Annotated in this window: 30 protein-coding genes and 1 other RNA gene; 15 read left to right on the plus strand and 16 right to left on the minus strand. The window is 62.5% G+C overall.

Annotated elements, in window-relative coordinates:
• Window positions 1-15 precede the first annotated feature (15 nt).
• The 6 genes from purS (at window position 16) to Q0949_RS16525 (ending at window position 7,993) form a co-directional block, all read left to right on the plus strand.
• Window positions 16-246, plus strand: a complete 231-nt coding sequence (purS, locus tag Q0949_RS16500; protein ID WP_299374727.1) for a phosphoribosylformylglycinamidine synthase subunit PurS — start codon at window positions 16-18, stop codon at window positions 244-246.
• Window positions 243-911: a phosphoribosylformylglycinamidine synthase subunit PurQ gene (gene purQ, locus Q0949_RS16505; RefSeq protein ID WP_299374730.1), complete on the plus strand. Its 669-nt coding sequence runs from the start codon at window positions 243-245 to the stop codon at window positions 909-911. The genes purS and purQ overlap by 4 nt, the downstream gene beginning before the upstream one ends.
• A gap of 38 nt (window positions 912-949) precedes the next feature.
• On the plus strand, window positions 950-2,746 hold the full coding sequence (locus tag Q0949_RS16510; protein ID WP_299374733.1) for an ATP-binding protein: 1,797 nt from the start codon (window positions 950-952) through the stop codon (window positions 2,744-2,746).
• A gap of 6 nt (window positions 2,747-2,752) precedes the next feature.
• Window positions 2,753-4,087 (plus strand): sigma-54 dependent transcriptional regulator, encoded by a 1,335-nt coding sequence (locus tag Q0949_RS16515; RefSeq protein ID WP_299374736.1) that lies wholly within the window; start codon window positions 2,753-2,755, stop codon window positions 4,085-4,087.
• Window positions 4,088-4,093: 6 nt separating this feature from the next.
• A complete protein-coding gene (locus tag Q0949_RS16520) occupies window positions 4,094-4,897 on the plus strand; it encodes an endonuclease/exonuclease/phosphatase family protein (protein ID WP_299374739.1) in 804 nt (267 codons plus the stop codon).
• Window positions 4,898-5,335: 438 nt separating this feature from the next.
• A complete protein-coding gene (locus Q0949_RS16525) occupies window positions 5,336-7,993 on the plus strand; it encodes a ribonuclease E/G (protein ID WP_299374742.1) in 2,658 nt (885 codons plus the stop codon).
• Window positions 7,994-8,021: 28 nt separating this feature from the next.
• Here Q0949_RS16525 and Q0949_RS16530 read toward each other — a convergent pair whose 3' ends face one another.
• A complete protein-coding gene (locus Q0949_RS16530) occupies window positions 8,022-8,291 on the minus strand; it encodes a sulfurtransferase TusA family protein (RefSeq protein WP_299374744.1) in 270 nt (89 codons plus the stop codon).
• A 50-nt stretch (window positions 8,292-8,341) separates the two neighbouring features.
• Here Q0949_RS16530 and Q0949_RS16535 point away from each other — a divergent pair, with 50 nt between their 5' ends.
• From Q0949_RS16535 to Q0949_RS16550, 4 genes are all read left to right on the plus strand, one after another.
• Entirely contained in the window at window positions 8,342-9,094 is a 753-nt protein-coding gene (locus tag Q0949_RS16535) for a cytochrome c biogenesis protein CcdA (RefSeq protein ID WP_299374746.1), read from the plus strand.
• Between the two features lie 68 nt (window positions 9,095-9,162).
• A complete protein-coding gene (locus Q0949_RS16540) occupies window positions 9,163-10,386 on the plus strand; it encodes a hypothetical protein (protein ID WP_299374749.1) in 1,224 nt (407 codons plus the stop codon).
• Window positions 10,383-11,729: a cytochrome P450 gene (locus tag Q0949_RS16545; RefSeq protein WP_299374752.1), complete on the plus strand. Its 1,347-nt coding sequence runs from the start codon at window positions 10,383-10,385 to the stop codon at window positions 11,727-11,729. Before Q0949_RS16540 ends, Q0949_RS16545 begins: the two co-directional genes overlap by 4 nt.
• A gap of 79 nt (window positions 11,730-11,808) precedes the next feature.
• Entirely contained in the window at window positions 11,809-12,702 is an 894-nt protein-coding gene (locus tag Q0949_RS16550; protein ID WP_299374754.1) for a fructose bisphosphate aldolase, read from the plus strand.
• On the opposite strand, the gene Q0949_RS16555 is transcribed toward Q0949_RS16550, so the two are convergent.
• The 4 genes from Q0949_RS16555 to fumC are packed head-to-tail and all read right to left on the minus strand — an operon-like array spanning window position 12,681 to window position 14,723.
• The gene (locus Q0949_RS16555) at window positions 12,681-12,914 is read right to left on the minus strand and encodes a ribbon-helix-helix domain-containing protein (protein WP_299374757.1); all 234 of its coding nucleotides are present in this window, start codon (window positions 12,912-12,914) and stop codon (window positions 12,681-12,683) included. The two genes, Q0949_RS16550 and Q0949_RS16555, sit on opposite strands and share 22 nt — an antisense overlap.
• Window positions 12,911-13,078, minus strand: coding sequence for a hypothetical protein (locus Q0949_RS16560; protein WP_299374760.1), 168 nt, complete (start codon window positions 13,076-13,078; stop codon window positions 12,911-12,913). The genes Q0949_RS16555 and Q0949_RS16560 overlap by 4 nt, the downstream gene beginning before the upstream one ends.
• Before the next feature lie 44 nt (window positions 13,079-13,122).
• Complete coding sequence (locus tag Q0949_RS16565; protein WP_299374763.1) at window positions 13,123-13,335, minus strand: DUF4169 family protein; 213 nt, start codon at window positions 13,333-13,335, stop codon at window positions 13,123-13,125.
• Complete coding sequence (gene fumC, locus Q0949_RS16570) at window positions 13,332-14,723, minus strand: class II fumarate hydratase (RefSeq protein ID WP_299374766.1); 1,392 nt, start codon at window positions 14,721-14,723, stop codon at window positions 13,332-13,334. The genes Q0949_RS16565 and fumC overlap by 4 nt, the downstream gene beginning before the upstream one ends.
• Before the next feature lie 184 nt (window positions 14,724-14,907).
• Between fumC and Q0949_RS16575 the strand changes: the two genes are divergently transcribed.
• Window positions 14,908-15,477: a hypothetical protein gene (locus Q0949_RS16575; protein ID WP_299374768.1), complete on the plus strand. Its 570-nt coding sequence runs from the start codon at window positions 14,908-14,910 to the stop codon at window positions 15,475-15,477.
• 9 nt (window positions 15,478-15,486) lie between these two features.
• On the opposite strand, the gene Q0949_RS16580 is transcribed toward Q0949_RS16575, so the two are convergent.
• The 11 genes from Q0949_RS16580 to Q0949_RS16630 all read right to left on the minus strand — a co-directional run bounded on the left by Q0949_RS16580 (window position 15,487) and on the right by Q0949_RS16630 (window position 23,745).
• On the minus strand, window positions 15,487-15,996 hold the full coding sequence (locus Q0949_RS16580) for a ClpXP protease specificity-enhancing factor SspB (RefSeq protein WP_299374771.1): 510 nt from the start codon (window positions 15,994-15,996) through the stop codon (window positions 15,487-15,489).
• 77 nt (window positions 15,997-16,073) lie between these two features.
• Entirely contained in the window at window positions 16,074-17,324 is a 1,251-nt protein-coding gene (gene chrA / locus Q0949_RS16585; RefSeq protein WP_299374774.1) for a chromate efflux transporter, read from the minus strand.
• On the minus strand, window positions 17,321-18,133 hold the full coding sequence (locus Q0949_RS16590) for a sulfurtransferase/chromate resistance protein (RefSeq protein WP_299374777.1): 813 nt from the start codon (window positions 18,131-18,133) through the stop codon (window positions 17,321-17,323). The genes chrA and Q0949_RS16590 overlap by 4 nt, the downstream gene beginning before the upstream one ends.
• Before the next feature lie 121 nt (window positions 18,134-18,254).
• Window positions 18,255-18,710 (minus strand): ester cyclase, encoded by a 456-nt coding sequence (locus Q0949_RS16595; protein ID WP_299374780.1) that lies wholly within the window; start codon window positions 18,708-18,710, stop codon window positions 18,255-18,257.
• Window positions 18,707-19,135 carry a nuclear transport factor 2 family protein gene (locus Q0949_RS16600; RefSeq protein WP_299374783.1) on the minus strand — a complete coding sequence of 143 codons (429 nt, stop codon included), beginning with the start codon at window positions 19,133-19,135 and terminating at the stop codon, window positions 18,707-18,709. The genes Q0949_RS16595 and Q0949_RS16600 overlap by 4 nt, the downstream gene beginning before the upstream one ends.
• A gap of 82 nt (window positions 19,136-19,217) precedes the next feature.
• Window positions 19,218-19,566, minus strand: a transfer-messenger RNA (tmRNA) gene (ssrA, locus tag Q0949_RS16605).
• 86 nt (window positions 19,567-19,652) lie between these two features.
• Window positions 19,653-20,015, minus strand: a complete 363-nt coding sequence (locus Q0949_RS16610) for a DUF4345 family protein (RefSeq protein WP_299374786.1) — start codon at window positions 20,013-20,015, stop codon at window positions 19,653-19,655.
• Between the two features lie 43 nt (window positions 20,016-20,058).
• Window positions 20,059-20,751 carry a 1-acyl-sn-glycerol-3-phosphate acyltransferase gene (locus tag Q0949_RS16615; RefSeq protein WP_299374789.1) on the minus strand — a complete coding sequence of 231 codons (693 nt, stop codon included), beginning with the start codon at window positions 20,749-20,751 and terminating at the stop codon, window positions 20,059-20,061.
• Between the two features lie 75 nt (window positions 20,752-20,826).
• A complete protein-coding gene (locus tag Q0949_RS16620; RefSeq protein ID WP_299374872.1) occupies window positions 20,827-21,474 on the minus strand; it encodes a hypothetical protein in 648 nt (215 codons plus the stop codon).
• Between the two features lie 5 nt (window positions 21,475-21,479).
• Window positions 21,480-22,883 carry a selenium-binding protein SBP56-related protein gene (locus Q0949_RS16625; RefSeq protein ID WP_299374792.1) on the minus strand — a complete coding sequence of 468 codons (1,404 nt, stop codon included), beginning with the start codon at window positions 22,881-22,883 and terminating at the stop codon, window positions 21,480-21,482.
• A gap of 73 nt (window positions 22,884-22,956) precedes the next feature.
• Window positions 22,957-23,745: an FCD domain-containing protein gene (locus tag Q0949_RS16630; protein ID WP_299374795.1), complete on the minus strand. Its 789-nt coding sequence runs from the start codon at window positions 23,743-23,745 to the stop codon at window positions 22,957-22,959.
• 70 nt (window positions 23,746-23,815) lie between these two features.
• Here Q0949_RS16630 and Q0949_RS16635 point away from each other — a divergent pair, with 70 nt between their 5' ends.
• The 4 genes from Q0949_RS16635 to Q0949_RS16650 are packed head-to-tail and all read left to right on the plus strand — an operon-like array spanning window position 23,816 to window position 26,940.
• Window positions 23,816-24,604, plus strand: a complete 789-nt coding sequence (locus tag Q0949_RS16635) for a DUF2182 domain-containing protein (protein WP_299374798.1) — start codon at window positions 23,816-23,818, stop codon at window positions 24,602-24,604.
• A gap of 1 nt (window position 24,605) precedes the next feature.
• Entirely contained in the window at window positions 24,606-25,313 is a 708-nt protein-coding gene (locus Q0949_RS16640) for a DUF1326 domain-containing protein (RefSeq protein WP_299374801.1), read from the plus strand.
• A gap of 40 nt (window positions 25,314-25,353) precedes the next feature.
• Window positions 25,354-25,833 (plus strand): DinB family protein, encoded by a 480-nt coding sequence (locus tag Q0949_RS16645; protein WP_299374804.1) that lies wholly within the window; start codon window positions 25,354-25,356, stop codon window positions 25,831-25,833.
• A 3-nt stretch (window positions 25,834-25,836) separates the two neighbouring features.
• The gene (locus tag Q0949_RS16650) at window positions 25,837-26,940 is read left to right on the plus strand and encodes a dimethylsulfoniopropionate demethylase (protein WP_299374807.1); all 1,104 of its coding nucleotides are present in this window, start codon (window positions 25,837-25,839) and stop codon (window positions 26,938-26,940) included.
• Window positions 26,941-26,998 lie beyond the last annotated feature (58 nt).

Raw genomic sequence — 26,998 nt, forward strand, 5'->3', positions numbered from 1 at the left:
GAGACGAGACACGCCATGAAAGCCACAGTGCATGTGATGCTGAAGACCGGAGTACTGGACCCGCAGGGCGAGGCCGTGCGCCACGCGCTTGGCGCGCTTGGGTTCGATGGTGTGAACAGCGTACGGCAGGGCAAAGTGATCGAACTGGACCTTGCCGACGGCACATCCGAGGCAGATGTGACCGCCATGTGTGAAAAACTGCTCGCCAACACGGTTATCGAAAGCTTCCGGGTCGACATGTCATGAAGGCCGCGGTTGTCGTTTTCCCGGGTTCCAACTGTGATCGTGACCTTGCCGTAGCCTTTCGTGCCGCGGGCGCAGAGGTCGAGATGGTGTGGCACAAGGACACCGATCTGCCCGCCGGGCTGGATATCGTGGGCGTGCCGGGCGGGTTTTCCTTTGGCGACTACCTGCGCTGCGGCGCGATTGCTGCCAATTCACCGATCTGCCGCGCTGTGAAGGGCCATGCCGATCGTGGCGGCTATGTTCTGGGCATTTGCAACGGGTTTCAGGTGCTCACCGAAACCGGCATCCTGCCCGGTGCCCTGCTGCGCAATGCGGGCCTCAAATATATCTGCAAGACCGTGGGTCTCAAGGTCGAGACATCGCAATCGATTTATACCGAAGGGTACAACGCAGGTGACGTGGTCGATATCCCGATTGCGCATCACGACGGCAATTACTTTGCCGATGACGCTACGTTGGCGGCGCTGACGGACGAGGATCGCATCGCGTTTTCCTACACTGACAACCCGAACGGATCGCAGCGCGACATCGCAGGCATCCTGTCGGAGAACCGGCGCGTCCTCGGCATGATGCCGCACCCGGAACGGGCGGCGGATTCAGGCCATGGCGGCACCGACGGACAGGCGCTCTTTCGCGCAGTGGCGGGGCAACTGACAACCGCGTGACTTGAGCCGGGCGCGCCCGCGCCCTAGAGTTGCCGCCCATGGCCCTGTCATCAAACGCTCAGAACGCCCGGCCCGGCGCACCCGGCCCAAGGACCACCACGACCAGCTGGCGTGTCCGGCTGGCATTGGCGTTGCTGACAATCGTTGCGGTTGTCACGGTCTATTTCACCAACAGGCTGCTGACGGACCGGTTCACCGAGACCACCCGCAACCGGGCCGAACTGCGTCTGGCACTCTATTCCGGCAACCTGCTCAGCGAACTCAGGCAGGCGGCCATTGTCCCGCAACTCCTGGCGCGCGATCCGACGCTGATCGGTGCGTTGAATTCGGCGGATTACCAGCAATCGACGCAGCGCCTCATTTCTTTTGTCGAAGAGATCGGAGCGGCGAACCTTATCCTTCTTGACCGGGACGGACGCGCGGTTGCGGCCACAGATCGCAATCGGCTGGGGTCAAACCATCGGACGGACCCGTATTTCATCGACGCGTTGCGTGCCAACGACACCATCTTTACCGTTGCCCCGCGCGAGGCAGGTGGTTTCGCCTTTACCTATTCCCGGCGTGTGACCGCCGGGACGGATGTTCTGGGCGTGATCGCGGTCGAGGTGGATTTGCAAAAATTCGAACGCGCTTGGGCGGGTATTTCGGCTGCGGTGCTAGTGACCGACAGTTCCGGCCAGATCATTCTGGCCACCGAACCGCGCTGGCGCGGTCGCACCGAAGAAGACGCGCTGGCCCGCCAAACCCCGCAAAGCGCGATCGAACGCGCCATCCGTGCCACGGCGGATTGGACGGCGCTTCCGGCGGATGCGTACCTGCAGGGCGAGGGCGTGATGCGGCTTGAGACGCGGGTGGCGTTCCGTGGCTGGCGCATGACGTCCTTTACCACCTACGCCTCGGTGCGCGAGCGGGTGAACGGCGTCCTGGCGCTTGAAATCATGGGATTCGCGATCCTTCTGGCGCTCGCCTTTTATGCGCTCAGCCGTCGCTCGGCGCTGCGCCTTGCCCTCTTTGCGCGCGAGTCGGCAGAGCTTCGCCATCTGAACGCACAGTTGCAGCGGGAAATCGCCGAACGAAAACGCGTGCAGGAAGACCTCGCCGTGGCCGAGCAAACGCTGGAACAATCCTCGAAACTGGCCGCCTTGGGCGAGATGTCGGCGGCGGTCAGTCACGAGTTGAACCAACCGCTTGCGGCGATGAAAACCTATCTCGCCGGTGCGCGGCTTCTGTTGCGCCGCAACCGCCCCGAAGAGGCGCTGGTCAGCTTTGGCCGCATCGACGACTTGATCGAGCGGATGGGCGCCATCACCCGCCAGCTCAAATCCTATGCCCGCAAGGGGCAGGACGCGTTCAGCCCAGTAAACATGGGCGATGCGCTGGCCTCGAGCCTGTCGATGATGGAGCCGCAGCTGCGCCAGCGGCGCGTCCTGATCAACCGCGTCGTGCCGCCTGCACCCATTGAGGTGCTGGGGGACCGGATGCGGATCGAACAGGTGATGGTCAACCTCTTGCGCAACGCAATCGACGCCACCAAATCGGTACGGGAACCACAGGTGGACATCATCCTGTCCGCCGGTGAAACGGCGACGCTGACCGTGCGCGACAACGGCCCCGGTATCGAAGACCTCGAAAGCCTGTTCGAGCCCTTTTATACCACCAAGCAGCCCGGCGACGGCGTCGGGCTGGGGCTTGCCATCTCGTCCGGCATTGTCAACGATTTGGGCGGACGGCTGACCGCGCGGAACGGACAGGCAGGCGGCGCCGTTTTTGAAATGCAGTTGCCCATCCTCGAACAGGATGCGGAAAAAGACACAAATATCGCAGCGGCGGAGTAAGCCCAAATGACCCAAGCCATGAAGATCGCCATCGTCGACGATGAGCAGGACATGCGCCAATCCATCAGCCAGTGGCTGGCACTGTCCGGGTACGACACCGAAACCTTTGCGAGCGCCGAAGACGCGCTCAAGGTACTGGGCCCCGACTACCCCGGCATCGTGATCTCGGACATCAAGATGCCCGGCATGGACGGCATGCAGTTCCTCAAAAAGCTGATGGGCAATGACAGCGCGCTGCCTGTGATCATGATCACGGGGCACGGTGACGTGCCCATGGCGGTCGAGGCGATGCGCGTTGGCGCGTTCGATTTTCTGGAAAAACCGTTCAACCCCGACCGTATGTCGGAACTGGCGAAAAAGGCCACGGGCGCGCGCCGTCTGACCATGGACAACCGCGTGCTGCGCCGCGAGCTGTCAGACGGCGGCCAGTTGATGAAAAAGCTGATTGGTCAAAGCCCGGTGATGGAGCGTCTGCGCGAGGACATTCTTGATCTCGGTCAGGCTGACGGTCACGTGCTGATCGATGGCGAAACCGGCACGGGCAAGACGCTCGTTGCGCACGCGCTGCACGCCGTGGGCAGCCGGGCGGGCAAGAAATTCGTGCTCGTCAGCTGTTCGGCCTGGGAAGAGGACGCGCTGGCCAAGCGCCTCTTTGGCCCGATGCTGCCCGAGGACAGCGCACTGCCCGCCATAGAAGAGGCGCGCGGCGGCACGCTGGTGCTCGAAGATATCGAAGCGCTGAGCGAAGGGCTGCAAGCGCGGCTTTTGTCGGTGATCAACGAACAGGGCACGCCTGCCGAAACCCGCATCGTGGGCATCTGCAACATGCAGGAGGCCGGGCGCACCTGCGAGGACGCGCTCCGCCCCGATCTGTTCTACCGGCTTGCGGCGCTCAAGATCACGGTGCCCCCGTTGCGTCAGCGCGGCGAGGATATCCTGACGCTCTTCACCCGGCTCAGCGATCAGTTCGCGGATGAATACGGCTGCGAGGCGCCCAAAGTGTCCGCGCAGGAGGCCGCCCAGCTGTTGCAGGCCCCATGGCCGGGCAATGTGCGCCAGCTGATCAACATCGCGGAACGTGCGGTGTTGCAGGCGCGGCGCGGCACCGGCTCCATCGCGTCGCTCTTGATGAACGATCACGAGGAAATGCAGCCCGTCATGACAACCGAGGGCAAACCGCTCAAGGAGTATGTCGAGGCGTTCGAACGTATGCTCATCGACAACACCATGCGCCGTCACAAGGGGTCGATCGCATCCGTGATGGACGAACTGTGCCTGCCACGCCGGACGCTGAACGAAAAGATGGCGAAATACGGCCTGCAACGGTCCGACTATCTCTAGCATCCAATGAAGATCGTTAGCCTGAATGCCTGGGGCGGCCAGATGTGGGACGCGCTGGCCGCGTGGCTTCCTTATGTGGCTCCGGATGTCCTGTGCCTGCAAGAGGTAACGCGCGCGCCCGTGCCAAGCCCCGCGTGGCTGACCTATCGCGACGCCTACCGCAAGCTGGATCAGCGCGCCGATGTCTTTGGCGATGTATCCGCCCTGTTGCCCGATCATCAGGCGTCGTTTGCACCGGCAACCCGAGGATTTCTGGAAGATGCGCATAGCAACCCGGTGGTTTCTGAACACGGGCTGGGGGTCTGGGTCCGCCGGGACCTTGCGGTCACGGGCCGGGCGCAGGCCTTCATCCACGGTGCGTTCCGCTCGGGCGGCTGGGGGCCAGAACCAGTCCCGCGCACGATGCAGGTGATGCGGATCGAGGACCCGGAAACCGGCAAAAACCTGTGCATTGGCCACCTGCACGGACTGCGCGACCCGGATGGCAAAGGCGACACGCCCGCGCGGGCCGCACAAACGGCACGGATTGTGAAAGTGTTCCAAAGCCTCTGTGGCCCGCACGACAACGGCGTTCTGGGCGGAGATTTCAACCTGTTGCCGGACAGCGCCTGTTTCGACCGCTTGCACGGCATCGGCCTGCACAATCTGATTGCCCACCACGGTATCACCGACACGCGCACCACGCTCTACGCCAAGCCGCAGCGCTTTGCCGATTACATGCTGGTGACCCGCGATCTGCTGGGCGCGGGCTTCTCGGTGCCCGGTAAACCCGAAGTGTCCGACCACCGCCCGCTGATTCTGGAGCTGTGACGGGTATCCCGCACTGCAATTCGACCCAAGGTTGCACGGCCATCACGATTGCCCATTGTCAATGCCCCCCAGTTCCACTTATCTAAAGACACGGAGCAGATCGATGCGCAAACGCATCAGCCCCGTTATGAGATTCGCTGTTGTACCGTGTCACTCAGGGCCAGTCCCGCCGCGCTACCACAGACCGATTGGGCCGGAAACGGCCACGAGACGCTGACGCAAACCGAGGTTTGGCGCAGCTTATGAATGGATACACCACCCCGAGGGGCGCGTGTGTCGGAGAAGAACCGCGATGACGCGCGTGAGGACAGTATTGATCCCGGCAGGTGGCCCTCAGGGCCAGGCCTGCGGCGTGACACACATCGCTCAGACAAGACATGTACCCAAGACGCTGGCACCCCCGGGTGCCCGGCGCTTACGTGCGTGCAATGGACTTTCATGGCAAAAAAGATGCTTATCGATGCCACCCACGCGGAAGAGACCCGCGTCGTGGTGGTGGACGGAAACAAGGTTGAGGAATTCGACTTTGAATCCGAAAACAAACGCCAGCTCGCTGGCAACATCTATCTCGCAAAGGTAACACGGGTCGAACCGTCGCTTCAGGCGGCGTTTATCGACTATGGTGGCAATCGCCACGGCTTCCTCGCGTTCTCGGAAATCCACCCGGATTACTACCAGATCCCCGTCGCCGACCGCGAGGCGCTGATGGAGGAAGAACGGGCTTACGTCGAAGCGCAAAAGGCGCGTGACGAGGCCGAAGAGAAATCCCGCAGCAAGTCCAAGTCGTCGCGCAGCCGGTCGCGCTCCAAGGCGTCGAAGGCCACGGACGAGGATCCCAAGGTCTCGACCGAGATCGAAGGGATGGAGACCATCGACCTCGACGCCGAAGTGCCCGAGGACGAAGCGGCATCGCCCATGGAAACCGTGGCCGAGACGCCGGTGGAGACACCGTCTGCGGATGAACCCGAGACCGAGGCAGACGACACCGAGGCCACGGCCGAGCCGGACGCGGATGACGATGATACGTCCACTGCGGCCGCGGATGCGACATCCAAGGATGACAGCATCGAATCCGTTGCCGACGAGGACGACAGCGAGGACATCCGGCCCGTGCGCAAACCGCGCCCGCGCCGCTATAAGATCCAGGAAGTCATCAAGGTCCGCCAGATCCTGCTGGTGCAAGTCGTCAAGGAAGAGCGCGGCAACAAGGGCGCGGCCCTGACCACATATCTGTCGCTGGCCGGGCGCTACTGCGTCCTGATGCCGAACACAGCCCGTGGCGGCGGCATCAGCCGCAAGATCACCAACGCCGCCGACCGCAAGAAACTCAAGGAGATCGCGAACGAGATCGACGTGCCGACCGGCGCGGGCCTGATCGTGCGGACTGCCGGTGCTCAGCGCACCAAGTCCGAGATCAAGCGTGACTATGAATACCTGCAACGCCTGTGGGAACAGATTCGCGAGCTGACGCTGAAATCCATCGCGCCCGCCAAGATCTACGAAGAGGGCGACCTGATCAAACGTTCGATCCGCGACCTCTACAACCGCGAGATCGACGAGGTGTTCGTCGAAGGCGAGCGCGGCTACCGCATCGCCAAGGACTTCATGAAAATGATCATGCCGTCCCATGCCAAGAACGTGAAACAGTACCAGGACAGCCTGCCGCTCTTTGCGCGCTATCAGGTCGAAACCTATCTGGGTGGCATGTTCAACCCGACGGTTCAGCTGAAATCCGGTGGCTACATCGTGATCGGCGTGACCGAGGCGCTGGTCGCCATCGACGTGAACTCTGGTCGTGCGACCAAGGAAGGATCGATCGAAGAAACCGCGCTCAAGACCAACCTTGAGGCCGCCGAAGAGGTGGCGCGCCAATTGCGTCTGCGTGACCTCGCGGGCCTGATCGTCATCGACTTTATCGACATGGACGAGCGCAAGAACAACTCCGCCGTCGAAAAGCGGATGAAGGACAAGCTCAAGACCGACCGCGCCCGCATTCAAGTGGGCCGCATCTCCGGTTTTGGCCTGATGGAGATGTCGCGCCAGCGTTTGCGCCCCGGCATGATCGAGGCCACGACACAGCCCTGCGCGGCCTGTCACGGCACCGGCCTGATCCGGTCGGATGACAACCTTGCCCTGTCCATCCTCCGTCAGATCGAAGAGGAAGGCACCCGCCGCCGTTCGCGCGAAGTGCTCGTGAAATGCCCCGTGGGCATCGCCAACTTCCTGATGAACCACAAGCGCGAACACATCGCGCAGATCGAGGCCCGCTATGGCCTGTCGGTGCGCGTCGAAGGCGACCCGCATCTGGTCAGCCCCGATTTCTCGGTCGAGAAATTCAAGACGGCGACCCGCGTGGTAAAGGCCGTGTCCGAAGCGGTCGTGTCTGTCGATACCTCGATCATGGACCAGATCGACGAAGACGAGGCGGATGCCGAAGAGGCCGAAGCGACCGAGACCACCACCACGACCGAAGACGGTGAACCCAAGCCCAAGCGTCGCCGTCGCCGGCGTCGCCGGTCGCGTAGCAAATCCTCCACCTACGCAGGTGAGGATGGCACCGAGGGCGAGGCCAGCGCGGACGATGCCGACGATACGGTGACCGAAGACGGCACCGCGTCGGAGGAGCCGACGGAGGCCGATGCCGCGCCAGCCACCACCGAAGCGGCTGCGGAGGACGAAGCGGCACCAGCGCCCAAGAAGACGCCGACGCGGACGCGCTCGACCAGCCGGTCGACATCCTCGCGCAGCACGGCATCGAAAACCGCTGCAAAGGCAGAGCCCGCAGCAGAAACGCCGGCACCTGCAGAGGAGAAGGCCGACGTTGTCGAGGACGCACCTGCGCCCAAGCCCAAGACAACACGGTCGCGCAGCACAAAGCCCAAGGTAGCAGAGCCAGTGGCCGCAGAATCCGAGGAAGCCGCGCCCGTCGAGGCTGCGTCTGAACCCACACCGGAACCCGTTGCCGAAGTGCCGGAACCGGTCGCAGAAACCCCGGCAGAGCCGGTGGTCGAAGTGGCCGCAGCCGCACCCGAACCCGCGGCACCGGACGAACCGCCCAAGCCCAAGAAACGCGGCTGGTGGTCGCTGGGTAAATGATCAAAGGGGCGTGCCGAAAGGCGCGCCCTTATCCTTTGCGGATCACGTAGTGCTGCACCGGGCCGCCCAGATCGCTCGACACCAGCTCATGCCCGGCCTCCGCGCAGAAATGCGGAATGTCGACAATCGCCGCCGGATCATCGGCCATCACCTCAAGGGTCTGACCGGACGCCAACGCCTGCAACCGCTTGCGGGCCTTGAGAACGGGAAGCGGGCACAACAGGCCCGTCGCATCGAGAGTTTGATCGCTGTCCATGCCCGCCACATAGGCGTGATGTTTCAACCTGTCCACAGACATGTGACCACGTGGCCCGTGACGCGGGCCCACGCACGGGGTAGGGGAGAGACATGTTTGGAATTGATATCATCGACGCAAGCCTGCTGCCTGCGATGAGCGTGGCGCTCCTTGCGGGCATCATCAGCTTTCTCAGCCCCTGTGTGCTGCCGATCGTGCCGCCTTACCTGGCCTATATGTCGGGCATGACCGTCAGCGAGATGTCCGATGGCCGCTCCGGCCGGCACCGCGCCACGATCACCGCGCTGTTCTTTGTGCTGGGGCTGAGCACGGTGTTCATCATTCTGGGCTTTGCCGCGTCGGCCTTTGGCGCGTTTTTCCTGATGAACCAAGTGCTGTTCGCCCAGATCTCGGGCGCGGTCATCATGGTGTTCGGCCTGCATTTTCTGGGTGTGTTCCGCATCCCGTTTCTCGACCGAGAGGCGCGGATGGAGGCGGGTGATCAGGGTGGGTCATCCTTTGGCGCCTATGTTCTGGGCCTTGCCTTTGCCTTCGGCTGGACCCCATGCATCGGCCCGCAACTGGGGGCGATCCTGACCCTTGCCGCCTCCGAGGCGTCGGTGACACGGGGCACCTTCCTGCTGGGCATCTATGCGGCGGGCCTCGGCATTCCGTTCCTTTTGGCCGCGATGTTCATGAGCCGTGCAATGGGGCTGATGAACCGCATCAAACGGCATATGGGCCTGATCGAAAAGATCATGGGCGCGCTCTTGCTGCTCGTAGGGGCCGCGATGCTCTTTGGCCTGTTCACCCGCTTTTCCTTCTGGCTGTTGGAACAGTTTCCGGCGCTGGCAACGCTGGGCTGACCGCGCCCGCCGAACGCCTTACTTTGGTCCAACACTTGCGCTAGACTGACGCCAACAGAGGTGCAGTCATGAGCAGTTCGCATCCACATCACGTGTCGCGCCGCCGGGTGTTCTATATCCCCGGCTACGACCCGATCCACCCGCGCCGGTACAGGGAACTGTACCGCAAGGAAGGCGCTGCGCAGGCGGCCATCTCGGGTTATGAGATCGGGTTGAAGCCCAAGACGGGCGAAGGCCACTATGGCTGGCAGGTTGACGCACAGATTGACGGCCGCGGCGTGCACAGCGACATCGACGTGTTGGTCTGGTCCGACATCGTGCGCGACAGCATGGACGCGTCCATCCCCGGCACCTATGCCCAGCTGATCCGCACCGCCTGGACCTATATCGCAACCGGCGCCTTGCGCCGCCTGATGCGGCTGCGCAAGGGGCCGGTGATCGCCGCACTCTATCCTGTGGGTATGTTGTTGGCGCAGCTGCTGATCGCCCTCGCCATTTGGGCCGCACTTTGGCGTATCGGTTTGGGGCTGGCGGGTACGGCGGGCGCGTGGGGCGGGGCCGCTCTGGGCTCTGTCGCCTTTGTCGTGGTGCTGCGATGGTTCAAATCCAAGGATGGCAAGTTCTTTGCCTACTACCTGATGCACGACTACGCCTATTCCGCGGCCTCTCGCGGGCGCAACCCCGCCCCGCTCGAGGCGCGCATGGCGGCCTTTGGCGACAGTATCTCCGCGGCCCTCCGGGACGACGTGGACGAGGTGCTGGTGGTCGGCCATTCATCTGGCGCGCATCTGGGTGTGTCGATCCTGGCCGATCTGATCCGCGCCGGTCGGGTGCCCGAGCACGGCCCCGCACTGTCCTTCCTGTCGCTGGGGCAGGTGGTGCCGATGGTGTCGTTCCTGCCAGAGGCCGACCGGCTGCGCGCCGATCTGCACTACCTGTCGGCCCGCCCCGAACTGGCCTGGGTCGACGTGACCGCACCGGGCGACGGTTGCGCCTTTGCGCTTTGCGATCCGGTATCGGTGTCGGGCGTGGCCCCTGCAGACAAACGCTGGCCGCTTGTCTTTTCCGCGGCCTTCACCCAAACGCTCAGCGCGGAGCGGTGGGCCGAACTGCGCTGGCGCTTTTTTCGCCTGCATTTCCAGTACATGTGCGCCTTTGACCGGCCCAAGGACTACGACTATTTCCAGATCACCGCCGGGCCTCAGACACTGGCCACCCGTTATGCAGACCGGCCCCCGTCGAAATCGCGCATCGATCACGCGGTGTCGAAATACACGTCGATGGCCGCATGATCCCGCCCAAACCGCCCAGCCGCCCGGACCGCGTGTCGCTCTGGCGCTACATGCAGCTCTTTCGTCAGGACATCCTGTCGGCACAGCCCGCACGGCTCTATCGCGCATGGATGGCCGAATTCCGCACGCCGTTTTTCCGCAGCTACATGATGAACCAACCCGATCTGGTGAAAACCGTGCTCAAGGATCGGCCCGACACCTTCCCCAAATCCGACCGCATCGGCGAAGGGCTGCGCCCGCTGCTGGGCAACTCGGTGTTTCTGACCAATGGCGAGACGTGGAAACGCCAGCGCCGCATCATCGACCCGGCCTTTGAAGGCGGGCGGCTGCGCGAGACCTTTCCGGCCATGTGGGACGCCTCCGAGGCGGCGGCGACCCGGCTGCCCGAGGGCGTGACCGAGATCGAGGAACACACCAGCCACGCCGCGGCGGACGTGATCTTTCGCACGCTGTTCTCGATCCCGATCGAAAACGAGCTGGCCTCTGCAGTGTTTCACGAATTCCGCGCCTATCAGCGCAGCCAACCCATTCTGAACCTTGCGGCCTTCGTGCCGCTGCCGCGCTGGATGCCGCGCCTGTTTCGCAAGGACACCCGCGCCAGCGCCGCCCGGATCCGCGCGCTGATTGCGCAACTGGTCGACACCCGCGCCGCCGAAATCGCCGCAGGTACCGCACCCGACGATCTGGCGACCAAGATCATGACAACCGTGGACCCCGAAACCGGCCACACATTCGCGCCGGATGAAATGGTCGATCAGGTCGCGATCTTTTTTCTGGCCGGGCACGAAACCAGCGCCTCCGCGCTGGCTTGGGCGCTCTATCTGATGGCACTTTACCCCGATTGGCAGGACAAGGTCGCGGCAGAGGCGCAGGCCCTGACCACCTGCGACTTTTCGGTGATGTCGCAACTGCCCGTCACCCGTGACGTGTTCCGCGAGACCCTGCGGCTTTATCCGCCGGTGCCGATGATGGTGCGCGAGGCCACATGCCCCGAACGGTTCCGCGACCGCGACGTACCCAAGGGCAGCCAATTGGTGCTCAGCCCATGGCACCTGCACCGGCATGAACGGCTATGGGACCGGCCGGACGATTTCGACCCCGCACGCTGGCACACCGAAAACGGCAAGGCCTGTGCACGTGACGCCTATATCCCCTTTTCGGCCGGGCCGCGCGTGTGCACCGGCGCCGGCTTTGCCATGGTCGAGGGGCCACTGATCCTGGCCCGTCTGCTGCGCGATATGCGGGTAACATGCGTGCCAGACCGGACGCCCGTGCCCGTCGCCCACCTGACCGTGCGCGCCAAAGAAGGCATCTGGCTAAATTTGTGCCACCGTCAGCGCTAACATGCGCGCCACGGGATTAACGCCGTGAAAGGAATGGGTTAGACCATCGTCAATTGCCCTTGTCACTTTGGAGACCCCGATGACCGACTTTACGAAAATGCGCGACCAGATGGAAAAAGGCGCAGGTTTCATCGCCGCTTTGGATCAATCGGGCGGGTCCACTCCCAAGGCGCTGGCGCTCTATGGCGTGGACGCCAACGACTACGACAGCGAAGAGGCGATGTTCGCCGAAATCCAGCGCATGCGCGAGCGGATCATCCTCGCCCCCGATTTCACCAAGGACAAGGTGATCGGCGCGATCCTGTTTGAAAAGACGCTGAACGAAACCATCCAGGGCGATGCGGTGCCGGGACACCTCTGGGCCAAGCGCGGCGTTGTGCCGTTCCTCAAGATCGACAAGGGGCTCGAGGACGAGGCCAACGGCGTGCAACTGCTGAAGTCCATTCCGGGTCTCGCGGACACTCTCGCGGCGGCCAAGGCGATGGGCGTCTTTGGCACCAAGGAACGGTCGGTCGTGCATTCCGCCAACGCCGATGGCATCGCGGCCATCGTCGACAACCAGATGGCCGTCGCCCAAGAGGTAATCGCGGCGGGCATGGTGCCGATCATCGAACCCGAGGTGAATATCCATTCCGAAACCAAGGCCCAGGCCGAAGACATGCTGGCCGCCACGCTGATGGACCGCATCAATGCGCTGTCCGAAGGGCAGGACGTCATGCTCAAGCTGACCTTGCCGGAGCAGCCGGGCCTTTATGATGCACTCGCTGATCACCCGCGTGTCATGCGCGTCGTGGCGCTGTCAGGCGGCTATTCCACGGCGGACGCCAGCGCGCGTCTGGCCAAGAACCACAAGATGATCGCCAGCTTCAGCCGTGCGCTTACCGAAGGGTTGCAGCGTGACATGTCGGATGCGGATTTCGTCGCGGCCCTCGGCGCGAACATCAAGACGATTTACGACGCGTCCATCGCCTGATCCTTGTACCAGGCCAGCACGTAAACCCGGATCGCCGAGGCCAGACCGGTCTCGGGGTCACGTTCTGCATCAATATCGCTCGCCAGGGCGTTGATTGGCATGGATTTTGCCGCAGCTATTTCGCGGAAGGCGATCCAGAATTCGGCCTCCAGCGATACGCTGGTCCGGTGGCCTTTGAGGGTCAGGGAACGTTTTTGCGGTCGTCCGCTCACTGGTCGCCCCAGAACCGGCGCGCGGGGTCCAGCTCCGCAATCCGCGCATAGGTGTTCAGCACGCGCGCCAACGATCCTTCGTTTGCGCGGATATACCGGCGGGCCCGGCGCAGGGCGCGCACGCGTTGCTTTGCAGCCTTTTCTGTGTCCAGCTCTTGGGTCATCACGGGTTACCTTTTACACGACTGACGACCGTTATGGCGCGCGTTTATGGCGATTTGGGGTCGTCATCCGTGCCATACGGTGGCGTGTCCAAGGCTTTTCCATCCAGATCACGCGCAGAACGGGAATTTTCCAGTTCTGCGTGCGTCTTCTCTGATTTCGTGCGGCCATAGGCGATGACGTTGGCCGCGGCCTGCGCCTTCTTGGCCGCACGGGCGCGCGCCTTGCGCACCTTGTTCAGGTTGATCGGTGCGCTCACTTGGGTCCGATCATGTTTTCGGGGCGCACCACGCGGTTGAACGTCTCTTCGTCCACGAACCCAAGGGCAATCGCCTCTTGCAGCAGGGTCGTGCCGTTCTTGTGCGCGGTCTTGGCCACCTTCGTCGCGTTGTCATAGCCGATCTCGGGCGCCAGCGCCGTCACCAGCATCAGAGATTCGCGCATCAGCTTGTCGATCCGCACCTCGTCCGCTTGCAGACCCACAACAAGGTTGTCGGTGAATGCCGAACTGGCGTCGCCCAAAAGCTGCATGGATTGCAGCACGTTATAGGCCATCATCGGCTTGTAGACGTTCAGCTCGAAATGCCCCTGGCTGCCGGCAAAGCCTACGGCGGCATCGTTGCCCATCACATGGGCACAGACCTGCGTCAGCGCCTCGCACTGGGTCGGGTTGACCTTGCCCGGCATGATCGACGATCCCGGCTCGTTCTCGGGCAGCACCAGTTCGCCCAGACCACAGCGGGGGCCCGAACCCAGCAACCGGATGTCATTGGCGATCTTGAAGAGCGATGCGGCAACCGTCTTCAGCGCCCCGGACATCTCGACCATCGCATCATGGGCGGCCAGCGCCTCGAACTTGTTCGGTGCCGTAACAAAGGGCAGGCCGGTAATGTCCGCCATATGCCCCGCGACCGCCTCGGCCCAGCCGACCTTGGTATTCAGGCCCGTTCCCACGGCGGTGCCGCCCTGTGCCAGCTCGTAAATCCGGCCCAGCGCGTCCTTGACCCGTTGAATGCCCATCGCCACCTGATGGCTGTAGCCGGAAAACTCCTGGCTCAGCGTCAGCGGGGTCGCGTCCTGTGTATGCGTGCGCCCGATCTTGATGATGCCGTCAAAGGCCGCGACCTTGTCCTCCAGCGCGGCGTGCAGCTTTTCCAGCCCCGGCAGCAGAACATCGCGCGCAGTCATCGCGGTCGAGATGTGCATGGCCGTGGGGAACGTATCATTCGACGACTGGCCCATGTTGCAATGATCGTTGGGATGGACCGGATCCTTCGACCCGATCACACCGCCCAGCAGCTCGATTGCGCGGTTGGCGATGACCTCGTTGGCATTCATGTTCGACTGCGTCCCCGATCCGGTCTGCCAGACCACCAGCGGAAAATTGTCGTCAAACTTGCCCGCCACAACCTCGGAGGCCGCCTGAATGATCGCATCCGCCAGCTTGGCATCCAGCGTACCTTGCGCCTTGTTCTGCATGGCGCAGGCCTGCTTGATCACGCCAAGGGCGCGCACCACGGCGATGGGCTGCTTTTCCCACCCGATGGGGAAGTTCATGATCGACCGCTGTGTCTGGGCACCCCAATACTTGTCTGCCGGTACTTCGAGCGGGCCAAAGCTGTCGGTTTCGGTGCGGGTGTCGGCCATCTGGCGGCTCCTTGCTAGAAATTCAAATGCCCTTTTCCTGTACCGGGCGGCGTCGGCACAAACAAGCGGTGAGCCCACCAAGTTGTGACCTTGTGATCTGTGCAAAATTGATCACGATAGGTGCAACAGCGTGTGAGCATCCCTATATTGAGAAGAGATGTGCGCAGATCAGGAGCCCAACGAAATGCCAGCCCAACGTGAACTTGCCGTTTCTGTGGTCCCGCAACTGATCGGTGCGTTGGTTCTTCTGGCGCTTGCCCTTGGACTTCTGGCCAGTCAGGCGCGCGCGGATGCTGATCCGTTCATGGGTTCTTACGCCGGTTCGGCCGAGATCACCGCACAGGACGGCACCAAGACACCCCGCGACATGAGCGTCGAAATCTCTGAAACGCGCGACGGCTTCCGGGTGCAATGGACGTCGATTACCTATCGCGCCTCGGGCAAGGTATCCGAGAAATCCTATTCCATCGACTTCGTGCCGAGCGGGCGCCCCGCCGTCTATGCTGCGGCCCAGCGCAAGAACGTGTTTGGCCATGAGGTTCAGCTTGATCCGATGAAAGGCGAGCCCTACGTCTGGGCGCGCATCACTGATGGGACGCTGACGGTCTATTCGCTTTTTGTCGATGCCGAGGGCGGTTACAACCTGCAACAATACGACCGCACCCTGGCCGAAGGCGGCCTCAATCTGCGGTTCCAGTCGATCCGCGATGGACAGATCCAGCGCGCGGTCGAAACCTTTCTCACCAGGAAATAAGACGCAAAGCTATTTGCGGAAACTGTCCAGAGAAACGACGTCGGCGTCCTTGCCGTCGGCTTTTCCCTTGGCCGCTCCGTCCATATCGACAGCCTTGGGGGCGGAAGATGCCGGGCTGGGCAGGATCTCGGGCGGCGACGCCGGCGCATCCTCGTCCTGATCATCGCCTTGCGTCTCGAACCGCAGCCCGAATTCCACGGACGGATCTACGAAGGTCTTGATGGCGTCATAGGGAATATACAGCGGTTCTGGCGCGTCACCAAAGTTCAGCGTGACGGCAAATCCTTCGGCACCCACATCCAGCTTGTCATACCAATGCTGCATCACAACCGTCATCTCGCCGGGATAGCGGTCGCTCAGCCAGTCGGCCAACTCGGCATCCGGGTGGCTCGTGTCAAAGGTGATAAAGAAATGATGCGCTCCGGGCAGGCCGTTCTCGGCCACGTCGGTCAACACTTTGCGAATGAGGCCACGCATGGCCTCATGCATCAAGTTGCCGTAATCGATGTTCCGGCTCATGGCAGTCCTCGTGCGGTTCGTCATTACCATATCCCAATTCCCGCCAGTGAAAAGAGCCGGTTGCACGAATGCGCGGATTAAGTGAACCCCAAGAGGAAAACGCCGCATCCCAGTGCGGCCATCACCGACAGTGAAGCAAACAGGCTCAATCGTATCCCAAGCATCAACACAGCCGCGAGACATGTCAGGGCCAGCGCGGCCACGTCCAGCGTGGCAAGCTGTGGCACGGGCAGGGCAAGGCCCCGCACGGTGCCGACGCTTGTGAACAGGACATGCAGCGCAAACCAGACCGACAGGTTCAGGATCACGCCCGTGACCGCCGCCGTGATCCCGCGCAGGGCCGCTGCCAGTCGCGGGCGCGCCGCGATGTGATCAAGATACGGGCCAGCTGCGAAGATCCAGAGAAAACATGGGGTGAACGTGACCCACAACGCGACCATTCCAGCGGCCAGCGCCATGCCAACGCCCCCCTGCGCATAGCCCGCAAGCAGGGCCACGAACTCGGTCACCAGGATCAGGGGACCGGGCGTCGTCTCGGCCAGGCCCAGCGCGTCGATCATCTGAGTCGTTGTAATCCAGCCGTAATCCTGCACAACGGCCTGCGTCATATAGGCCAGCACCGCATAGGCCCCGCCAAAGGTCACCACCGCCAGTTTGGAGAAAAACAGCGCGATCTGCAGCAGGAACTCCTGCGCAAACACCCAGAGTGCCACGACCGGAGCCGCCCAGAGTGCGGCCCAGACCGCAACCGTGGGCAAACTGTTCACGCGGGCCGGGGGCGGGGCAGGGACGGCATCACCGCGTGCCCGCGCATATCCCACGATCCCGGCCCCGACCACGATCCACGGAAACGGCACGCCAAACACAAACAGCGCAACAAAGGCCAACCCCGCCAACGCCCAGGCCAACGGCCCTTGCAATGCCTTGCGCGCCAGACGCATCAACGCCTGCACGACGATCACGATGACGGCCGCCTTGATCCCCAGAAAGCCCGCCTGCACCAGCGGCAGATCGCCGACCCAGACATAGCCCAGCGCCAGCGCCATGATCACCAGCGCACCCGGCACCACGAACAGCAACCCCGCCAGCAGCCCACCGGCCACGCCGCGCAACCGCCATCCGCCATAGGTGGCCAGCTGCATCGCCTCCGGCCCTGGCAACAACATGCACAGCGACAGCGCGCGCAGATACTGATCCTCGCTCAGCCACTTTTCCCGCACCACCAGCGCGTCGTGCATCAACGCAATCTGCGCCGCAGGTCCGCCAAAGGACAAAAGGCCGATCCGTCCGAACACACGTGTCATCTGCGACCATGTGGGCTCCGTCATGTGCCGCGCCCTCCGGGCCAATCATGGGTCTCGTCAAACCCGTCGCGTGCCCAGCGATACAGCGCGTCATAGATCGCCATCCCGGCGTCCAGCTGCGCCTGATCGTCCCGGTACTGTCGCGACAGCCCGACGGACAGCGCCAGCAATCCCGCCGCCTGCGGGGCGAGATCATGACGGTTGGTGTCCGCGGCCCGCACTACCTGCGCCATCCGTTCCAGCGCGGGCAGGTCCAGCGCAAATGCCTCCAGCATGGTATCAAAAGTACAGGCGTCGCCACGATGGCTCCAAAACGTGTCCTCGACATCGAAGGGGATTGCGCCAAACCGGTCTGCCACGTCCAGCACCTCGCCCGGTGCCACGAACAGCACCCGCGCGCCCGGATCGACAAAGCGGCGGATCAGCCAAGGGCAGGCAATGCGGTCGATCTTGGGCCGGTGCCGCGTCACCCACAGCGTTGCGCCGTCGACATGCGGCGGTACCACGGCGGCCGGAATGCCGGGCGCGCCGCTCTCACGCCACGCCATCATGCCGCCCGCAAGGTATTCGGCGCGGTGTCCGTCCGCGTTCAGCAAGGCAGCCACGCCCTGGCTCAGCTTGCGGCCTTTCTGACAGACAATCACGCAGGCGCGCGCTCCGACACAAGACCGAATGGCGTCGATGTCCGTGTGCGCGATCCGGCGCGCCGTCGGGATCAGATGGGGGTCAGCCTCAAAATCCGCATCGATGCAGACATCGACAATGACCGGCGCATCCGGCGTGCCGATCAGCCGCAACAATTGCCTGGGTGTGATTTCGTTTGGGGCAGCCATGAGCATGCATCCTTCACTCTGGAAACATGCGAACGTTGGGCTGTCGCCTCACGGGGTGTTCGCGCCGAACCCCATGGCCCCGTGATAGCGGCGCAAGGGACGGCGCGTCAAGCCTGCGTCCCTAGCCGAGGCGAAAGCCCCCCATCAGCAGCGCATAGGCGTTCTCGGGCAGTTGGTCGAGCTGTTCGAAGAACCGCAAGAGGTCGAACTGGGGATAGCTTTCGATCAGTTTGCCGTCTTTCTGACGGCTCATGATCTGCTGGTAGACTTCAATGGGCTTGCGCGTCCGGTTGCAATCACAGCGCACCCGCATCAGTGCGGCGGACCAATCGCCCTCATCGACCGTGTGGATGAACTCAACTTTCATATTGGTGACAAGACTGCGCAGTATCTCCATCCATTCGCGCACCTCGTGCGGCTCCACGGCGCGGTCATCGATCAGGATGTGATCCGGCGTTTCTGGGTGGAAATAGCGTTCGATGACATCCAGCCTGCCGCCTTCCCAGACCTCCTGATAGAACCGGCGCAGGATAACGGACGTGGGCACTGGCGCGTCCTGTCCCATGTCCAGGCTCATTGCAATCGTGTCCCGCCAAGCATGATTGCCAGCGCGTTCTCGGGCATCAGGCCCAGCTGTTCAAACAACATCAATGAATCAACCCCGCTATAAAGCTCAATCATCTTCGGGCCGTCGAAACGAACGATCATATGGTTGAACACATGCACTGGATCGCCCGAATGAGCCGCATGGCTCTTGATCTCGACCACGGCCGACAGCCAATCGCCCTGATCCACGGTCACGGGGATGTCGACCGTGATGGGGCCCAGCAATTCGCGCACCATGCTCACCAGTTCCACCATGTCATCGACCGCGAACGGCATTTCCCCCATGATCCCGCGGGTGCGCGCGTCAGGGGCCAGAACGGTTTTCAACGCGTCGACATTGCCCTTGACCCAAACCTCGTCAAAGTAGGTGCGCAATGTCTCGATCTTGTGCGGCATGCCACGGCTCTCCGCCAATCGTCATCAGGAATGTTCCGACACTACCGAGGCCGCATTAACAAAGGTTGAAAAGAAGAGGGAAAGTGCAGGCTTCTGTTGCCAGGTGCCTGCGAACCCCGCCTTACGCGGCTAGGCGCAAGGGCTTAATTTTCGATATTAGGAACGGCTTACGCCGCTACTGCCATCGGAGCACGATTGTCATTTGCAATTGTACAAGTTTCGCCGGTAACGGTGGCAGACAGCCGAGACAAAGCTAACCCCTTTAGACGTCCGTCGATCCTATTTCGTCCCCATGATCCCCAAATGAAGGATGTTTGGTGGAGACGCCGGGTACCGCCCCCGGGTCCGATCCGCTTATTACGAGCGCGTTTATGTCCATAGTCCCGAAGGACAGCAAATACATAGGATATCCCTCGAGGAATTACAATCTGTCACGGGACATACGGGCCGGTTTTTTGCCATGCCGGTGTCCATGTGTCAGATCAAAATGGGGCAGCAACATATTGCCTGGTAACGATTAAACGACGCTGGAAAGGTTTGCCGACAGGAACCACGCCGCCAGCACCGCCTCGACCCCGCCAAAGATCACAACCTTGCGCAGGGGCGGCTGATCAAAGGCCAGCGACAGAACGCGCCCAAGGGCGGCCCCGGTGAACGCGAACCCGATCATCGCATAGCCCAGCGGCGCGCCCAGCCATATCGCGGCCAGCCCCGCCACCACAAACAGCCCGCCCACAGAGGCGCGCATCTCGCTCAGGCCCATGGTGCTGCCCGTGGGCACCAGATCCAGCGCCGACGCGGTGTAGCGCGGCGCCACAAATCCAAAGAGCCCAAAGGCCACGGTCAAAAGCGCCGCGAATATGTTGATCATGTCTATCATGGACCGCAGGTAGGGCGCGCAGGCAGCACAGCAAGGTCCTGTGTCAGAACACCGAAGGAATCGGTGTATTGAATCGCGCTTCGAGGTCCGCGTTGAACGCAGCGAGATCCAGCGACAGATCCAGATCCTCGACCATGCGGATATCGACCGACACATGGCGGCGTCCTTTCTGGATGCCGATAAAGCTCCAGAAGTAATCGTGCCGTACAGGTTGGAACTTGCTCAGCCCCTCGATGCGCACCAGCAGGACGGGCCGGTCGGGCTTTGCCTGCAGGATGTCATAGGCGCCCGACAGATGCGGCGCGATGACCTCGCGGGCCTGCCGCTTGGCATGACCGCCCGGGAACAGCAGGATGCTTTCGCCTTTGTCCAATACGGCCATGATGCGCCCCATGCTCTGTTCCTTGCGCGCCTGCCGCCGTTCGGGCGTCCATTTCTTGGGCGAGCTGACCGGGATCGCGCGGGCCACGAACATCGGAAACCACTGCAACCAGTTGTGATATTCGTGGTAGTGCACCACCGGCCGGATCCGCTGGGTCGTGTAGAGGATCGCGGCGATCAGCGGCCCGTCTAGGCGGCTCACATGAGTGGCCAGCAACAGCGCCCCCTGCGTATCCTGCAACAGGTGCTTGCCCGAACAGCCGACATTGTAAAACAGCGCGAAATAGGCCCGGACGATGATGAAAAACAGATGGCGCAGCCATTTGCCGAGGGTCTCGTCAATCAACCGCAACATATTCTGGATCACCCGAAACCGCACCGCATTCCCGCCACAGTCGCGGCCTGCGGACGCTACGTCAATCAGAAATCCTCAGATCGCGGTCCAGAGGCCCACGGCCCCCACCACGATCAGGCTCAGCGCCCAAAAGAGCTCAAGGTCGAACCAGCTGCGGCTCAGGAATTGCAAGCCCAGCCAGCGGTGCACCGCATAGGCCAGCGCGCCACCCGATCCGATCATCGCCACCGTGTGCAGCACCGCCACCCCCAACGCCAGCGCCGTGGTCGCCATCAGCGCGGAGGCCGCGCGGTGGCCCGCGTCCAGTTCCTCGATCGCGCAAAGGCCCAGATAGATCGGCACCAACATCAATGCCGCCCCGTGCGCCAGCGCCACAAGGAACGACCACAGCGTCAGCTTGTGCGGCGGAATGCGCGCCAGAAACCGCGGATGCCGCCGCGTGATCGCCAGATACAGCCCCATGCCGATCACGATCACACCCGCGCCGATACGGATATCGCGCTGGTGATCGATCAGCAGGGTCATCATCGAAAACGGCAGCAGAATGCCCAGCATCGCCGCGAAATGCCCGATGCTCAGCGCGCCCAGCGCAGGCCACAGCGCCGACCGCCGCCGCTCGAACAGAGCCGAGGACACCGCCAGCGGCCAGCCCATGCCGGGGTTAAGCCCGTGATAGAGCCCGGAAAGGATCACGGCGAGCCAGAGGCCCGCCGCAGTCGTCATGTCCATCAGCCGACCGACGGATAGCAGAAGCTGTCCGTCGAACAGTCGCCGCCCTCCAGCCGGATCTGGTGGCTGCGATAGCCTTCGGGGAACTTGGTCCAGAACTTTTCGTCCAGCGTCAGCCCACCGTTCTCGCCCACATGTGCCATAACCATCGCCGCCCCGCGATCACCGGGATAGAATTGATCATCCCATGTGGAATAGAGCGAGTTGGTCCAGTAGACGCGTTTGCCGTCGCGGCTGATCTCGACCATCTGCGGGCCGTAACCAAAGTCTTCGCCATTCGGGTGCTTGTGCTTGGCCACGATCCCACCAATCTCGACCTTGCCCGCCAGAACCGGGTTCATCGGGTCGGACACATCGTATTGGTGCATCTCGCCCAGTCCCCAGCACGCGACATAGAGGAACCTGTCATCAAGGCTCAGGTCGATATCCGTCACCAGCGGCGGCACGGCCCCAAACCCTTTCAGCAGGTCCGGCAGGTCGTCGGCATCCGCAGGCACGGGATCAATCGTGATCGTCTTCTTGGCCTGCCATTCGCCGTCCTCATCGCGCCACCAGGTAAAGATCGCGCCTTGCAGGTTCGTGGTGTCCACCACCACGCCGCAGAACCCGTATTCCTTCACCGGGTCATGGGCGGGCCGGATTTCCAACGCCATCTGGTGGTTTTCACCCAGATCCAGCGATTTCACGACCTTGCGCCCACGCAGATCCCAGAAATGGATCGTGTGGCCGTATTTGTTGCTCAGCAGGTCCTCCGGCACCACACCATTCTCGAACTGCGGCGGCAGACCCCATTCGGAACTCACCATGTAATCGCGCGGCAGGTTCCACCAAAAATCATAGTGCTTGTCCTGAATGCCACGGTCCATTTCATAGCGGCCCAGAATGTCGAACGTCTCGCAATCCATGATAAAGATGCCCGGAGGGCCGTCGGTCCCGTCCGCGCCACCACCACCAAGGGTCGAGACATAGATGCCTTCGGGGCCGCAATGGATCGTGTGCGGGCGGGAATAGCCGGTCTTGGCCATCAATTCTTCGGGTTCGATGATCTTGTGGATCTTGGCGTCCATCGGGTCCTTGACGTCGATGATGTAGATCCGCGACGACCGAATGCCGGGAATGATCAGGTACCGGCGTTCCAGAAACGCATGGCCGGTCAGCGGCGACAGCGCCGAGGAACAGGCGTTCCAGCCGAAATGGTGAAATTCATCGCCAAGGTTCGGCACATAAAGCTCGTGCACGATCTGACCGTAGGTGTCGCTGCCGGGGTCAACATCCACCACGGCCAGCCCATCGGGCTTGGTCCCGTCCGGGCTCAACATCAACGTAAAGGCAAGCGTCTCGACCGGGGCCTTGATGGCGTCCTTGGGCGAGGGATAAAATGTGGGGTCTGGTCTCAAATTCATCAGCTTCCTCCCTGAAGCACTGTTTCAATCCGTGCCCGGCCCCCCACGTGTCTTTGCGACCTCTATCGAGGGATCAGGCGGTCTCTTGCTCCTCTTTTGCGGCCCCGTGCGCACGTGTTGTGGCGCCATCCGATTTGCGCGCTTCTTTCAAAGCGACAACCGAATGGGCCAGTTCGCGCGTGTAGGCTTCTAATTTGATGAGGGTCGCGTCGACCTTGGGCGCATCCCGCGCCTCGACTGCATCCGCGATATCCGTGTGCAGCGCCACGATCGCCTCGCGCGACCGGGCGGTGAAGGTGATCATGTTCATCAGAGGCTGCATCGCCTCGACAGCGCCGGCCAGCTGGTAGGACAGCACCTTGTTGCCCGCCCCGTCGACCAGCGCCCTGTGAAACGTCACGTCCGAGGCGCAGAACGCCTCATCCGTCAGGCCGGGCTGGCCCTGCCGGTGGATCTCTGCGCGCATGGTCGCCAACTGGTCCGGGGTGCGCCGCTCTGCCGACAGGGGCGCGCAGGCGCGTTCCAGCGCATAGCGCGCCTCGCAGGCCACATCGAAACTGACCGCGTTCATGGACAAAAGCAGGGTCGAGGTCGTGACCTGCTGGGCATAGGCATCCTCGAACCGCAGCCGATTGACGAATGCGCCGCCCGTGGCCCCGCGCTGCGTCCGGATCAGCGATTGCGCGGCGAGTCGTTTCAACGCCTCACGCACCGTGGGCCGCGATACGTCAAAGTGATCAGCCAGTTCCGCCTCGCTGGGAAGCCTTTGATCCACAATCAAATCTCCCGCTATGATGGCATCCCGGATCGCCTTGGCAATCTGGGCAGAGAGATCAACTGTGCTGTCTGGATCAATTTTCATTTGTCTTACATTTTAATGTCTGACATTTAATCTGGCAAGCATTGAGTCGCATCGTCGTCGGGGAGGACACATGCCGCATCTTGTTCGGTCCACGCTCTGGCTGGGGTTCTTCGGGACGATCCTGGCGGCGTGGTGGATGATGTATTCCATGTCGCTGTCGATGGATGTCGACCTCTTGGGGCGCCCCGGCGAGATGGGCGCGCGGATGGCCGCGATGGACCCGCGCATGCCCATGTACATGCCGATGGCCAGCTTTGGCCCACTATACGCGATGTGGGCGATCATGATGGCCGCGATGATGCTGCCCACGCTGGTGCCCACCTTGCGCAGCTACGAGGCGCTGATGGTCTCCGCCGACGGCACCCGCGCCGGGTGGTTGGGCGTGCTCTTGGGCTACTTTGTCGTGTGGGTCGCTTTTGCCGCCCTGATCACGGGCGTGCAACTGGCCTTGCTTTATGGCGGCATCATCGACATGCTGGGCATATCCAAGACCACGACATTTGCAGGCATCCTCCTCATTGCCGTCGGTCTGTTCCAATTCACCCGCGCGAAAGAGATCTGCCATGGCGTCTGCCATAGCCCGATGATGTATTTTCTTGGACACTGGCGCACCGGCTTTGGCGGTGGGCTGCGCATGGGCCTTGGCCTCGGTGCGTTCTGCGTCGGCTGCTGCTGGGGCTTCATGGCGCTCGGCTTTGTCGGCGGGGTGATGAGCCTTCTTTGGATGGGCCTCGCCACACTGTTCATGGTGCTCGAAAAATTGCCCCAGATCGGGCATGTCGTTTCAAAACCAATGGGGGTCGTGCTGACCCTTGCAGGGCTGGCCGTGTTGGCCTGGCCCGTCGTCAACGGAGGATAAGATGGCCGTAAAGAAACGCCCCGACGCGGATCGCCTGCCGATCAGTCAGCGCATCGACAGCCGAATGCCAAACCCCGGTCGCCGTCAGATGACGCCCACCGAATGGGCCATCAAGGGTGAGCTGTTCATGAACTGCTCCTGCACGGTCTTCTGTCCGTGCGTGGTCAGCTTGGGCAAGCATCCCCCCACCGAAGGGCACTGCTATGCGTGGATGGCGATTGCCATCGACGAAGGACATTTCGAGGGCGAAGACCTCTCGGGCCTCAACGTCGGCCTGATGGTGGAAATTCCGGGGCTCATGGCCGAGGGCGGATGGAAGGTCGCCGCCTATGTGGACGAGCGCGCCAGCGGCAAGGCCTATAACGGCATCCTGCAAATCTTCTCCGGCACCGCGGGCGGCACCACGGGCCTCTTCACAATGCTCGTCAGCGACATCGTGGGCGCCGAGCGCGAGAAGGTCGAAATCGTGCGCGATGGCAAGAAACGCGGGCTTTATATCGGGCGCAAGATCCAGGGCGAGATCGAAATGATCGACGGCGCGGATCCGGACCACCCCGTCATGCTCACCAACAACAAATACTGGATGGGCCCGGACATCATCGCGGCGCGCGGCACCAAGTCCAAGGTGCGCGACTATGGCCGCATCTGGGACTTTGGTGGCAAATCTGCCGAAATCTGCCCGATTGACTGGAAAGGCCCAAAACCATGATCGGAGCGGCGCTGTGATCGACGCGGGTTATGTACGTACCATGGCCCGTTACAACGCGTGGCAAAACCGCCAGCTGACGGAGGGGCTGAAAGAGGCGCCCGACGCGATGCTGCGCGAGGATCGCGGGGCATTCTTCGGGTCGATCATGCAGACGCTCAACCACCTGCTGTGGGGCGATACCCTGTGGATGAGCCGGTTTACCAGTGCCGTGACTGCACCGGACCCGGGCGCATGGCACCTCGACTATACCCCGACCTTTGCCGTATGGAGCGCGGACCGTTTTCGCATGGACGGCGCAATCCGCATGTGGGCCGACACGCTCAAGACCATCGATATGAAGGGCGAATTGTCTTGGTATTCCGGCACCTTGAAGGCCGACATGCACGCACCGCTCGAACAGTGCATTGCGCAGCTGTTCAATCATCAAACCCATCACCGTGGCCAGGTCCACGCGATGATGACCGCCGCGGGTCTCACCGCGCCGGTCAGTGACCTCATTTTCATGCCAGAGGACGAGTAATACATGGCAGTCATCTCTCCGTCGCGTCGGCTGCGCCGCACGCCTTTCTCTGATGGTGTCGAAGCCGCGGGCGTCAAGGCATACACCGTCTACAACCGCATGCTCCTGCCGACCGTATTCGACAGCGTCGAAGCGGACTACCGCCACCTCAAGGACCACGTGCAGGTCTGGGACGTGTCGGTGGAACGACAGGTGGAACTGCGCGGCCCCGATGCGGGTCGCCTGATGCAGATGCTGACCCCGCGCGATCTGCGCTCGATGCTGCCGGGGCAGTGCTATTACGTGCCCATCGTCGATGAGACCGGCGGCATGCTGAACGACCCCGTGGCGGTCAAACTGAGCGAGGACCGCTGGTGGATCTCGATTGCCGACAGTGATCTGCTGCTCTGGGTCAAGGGCATCGCCAATGGCTACCGGCTGGATGTGCTGGTCGATGAACCCGACGTCTCACCGCTGGCGGTGCAGGGGCCCAAGGCCGATGACCTGATGGAGCGTGTCTTTGGTGAACGGGTCCGCGACATCCGGTTCTTCCGTTTTGACATGTTCCAGTTTGAAGGCTGCGATCTTGCCATCGCGCGCTCGGGCTATTCCAAGCAGGGTGGGTTTGAAATCTATGTGGAGAATGGCGAACTGGGCATGCCGCTGTGGAATGCGCTCTTTGATGCGGGCGAAGATTTGCAGGTCCGCGCCGGGTGCCCCAACGGGATCGAGCGCATCGAGGGCGGATTGCTGAGCTATGGCAATGACATGACCGACGACAACACGCCGCATGAATGCGGGCTGGGCCGGTTCTGTGACACGCAGACAGCGATTGGCTGTATCGGCCGCGACGCGCTGCTCAGGGTGTCCAAGGAAGGGCCGGTGCAACAGATCCGGCCAATCGCCATCCACGGCGCACCGGTGCCCAGCTGCGACCGGCCCTGGCCAATCCTTGCAGGGGGCAAGCGTGTGGGGCAGGTGACCTCCGCCGCGTGGTCGCCGGATTTCAAGACCAACGTTTCCATCGGCATGGTGCGCATGACCCATTGGGATGCGGGTACCGAATTCGAGGTCGACACCCTCGACGGCATGCGCCGCGCCACGGTACAAGAGGCGTTCTGGTTGTAAGGGCAGGACCGGGGCGCTGCCCCGGACCCCGGCATATTTGAAGAACAATGAAGGGACG

The organism is uncultured Tateyamaria sp. (genome assembly GCF_947487805.1).
Taxonomy (GTDB): Bacteria; Pseudomonadota; Alphaproteobacteria; order Rhodobacterales; family Rhodobacteraceae; genus Tateyamaria.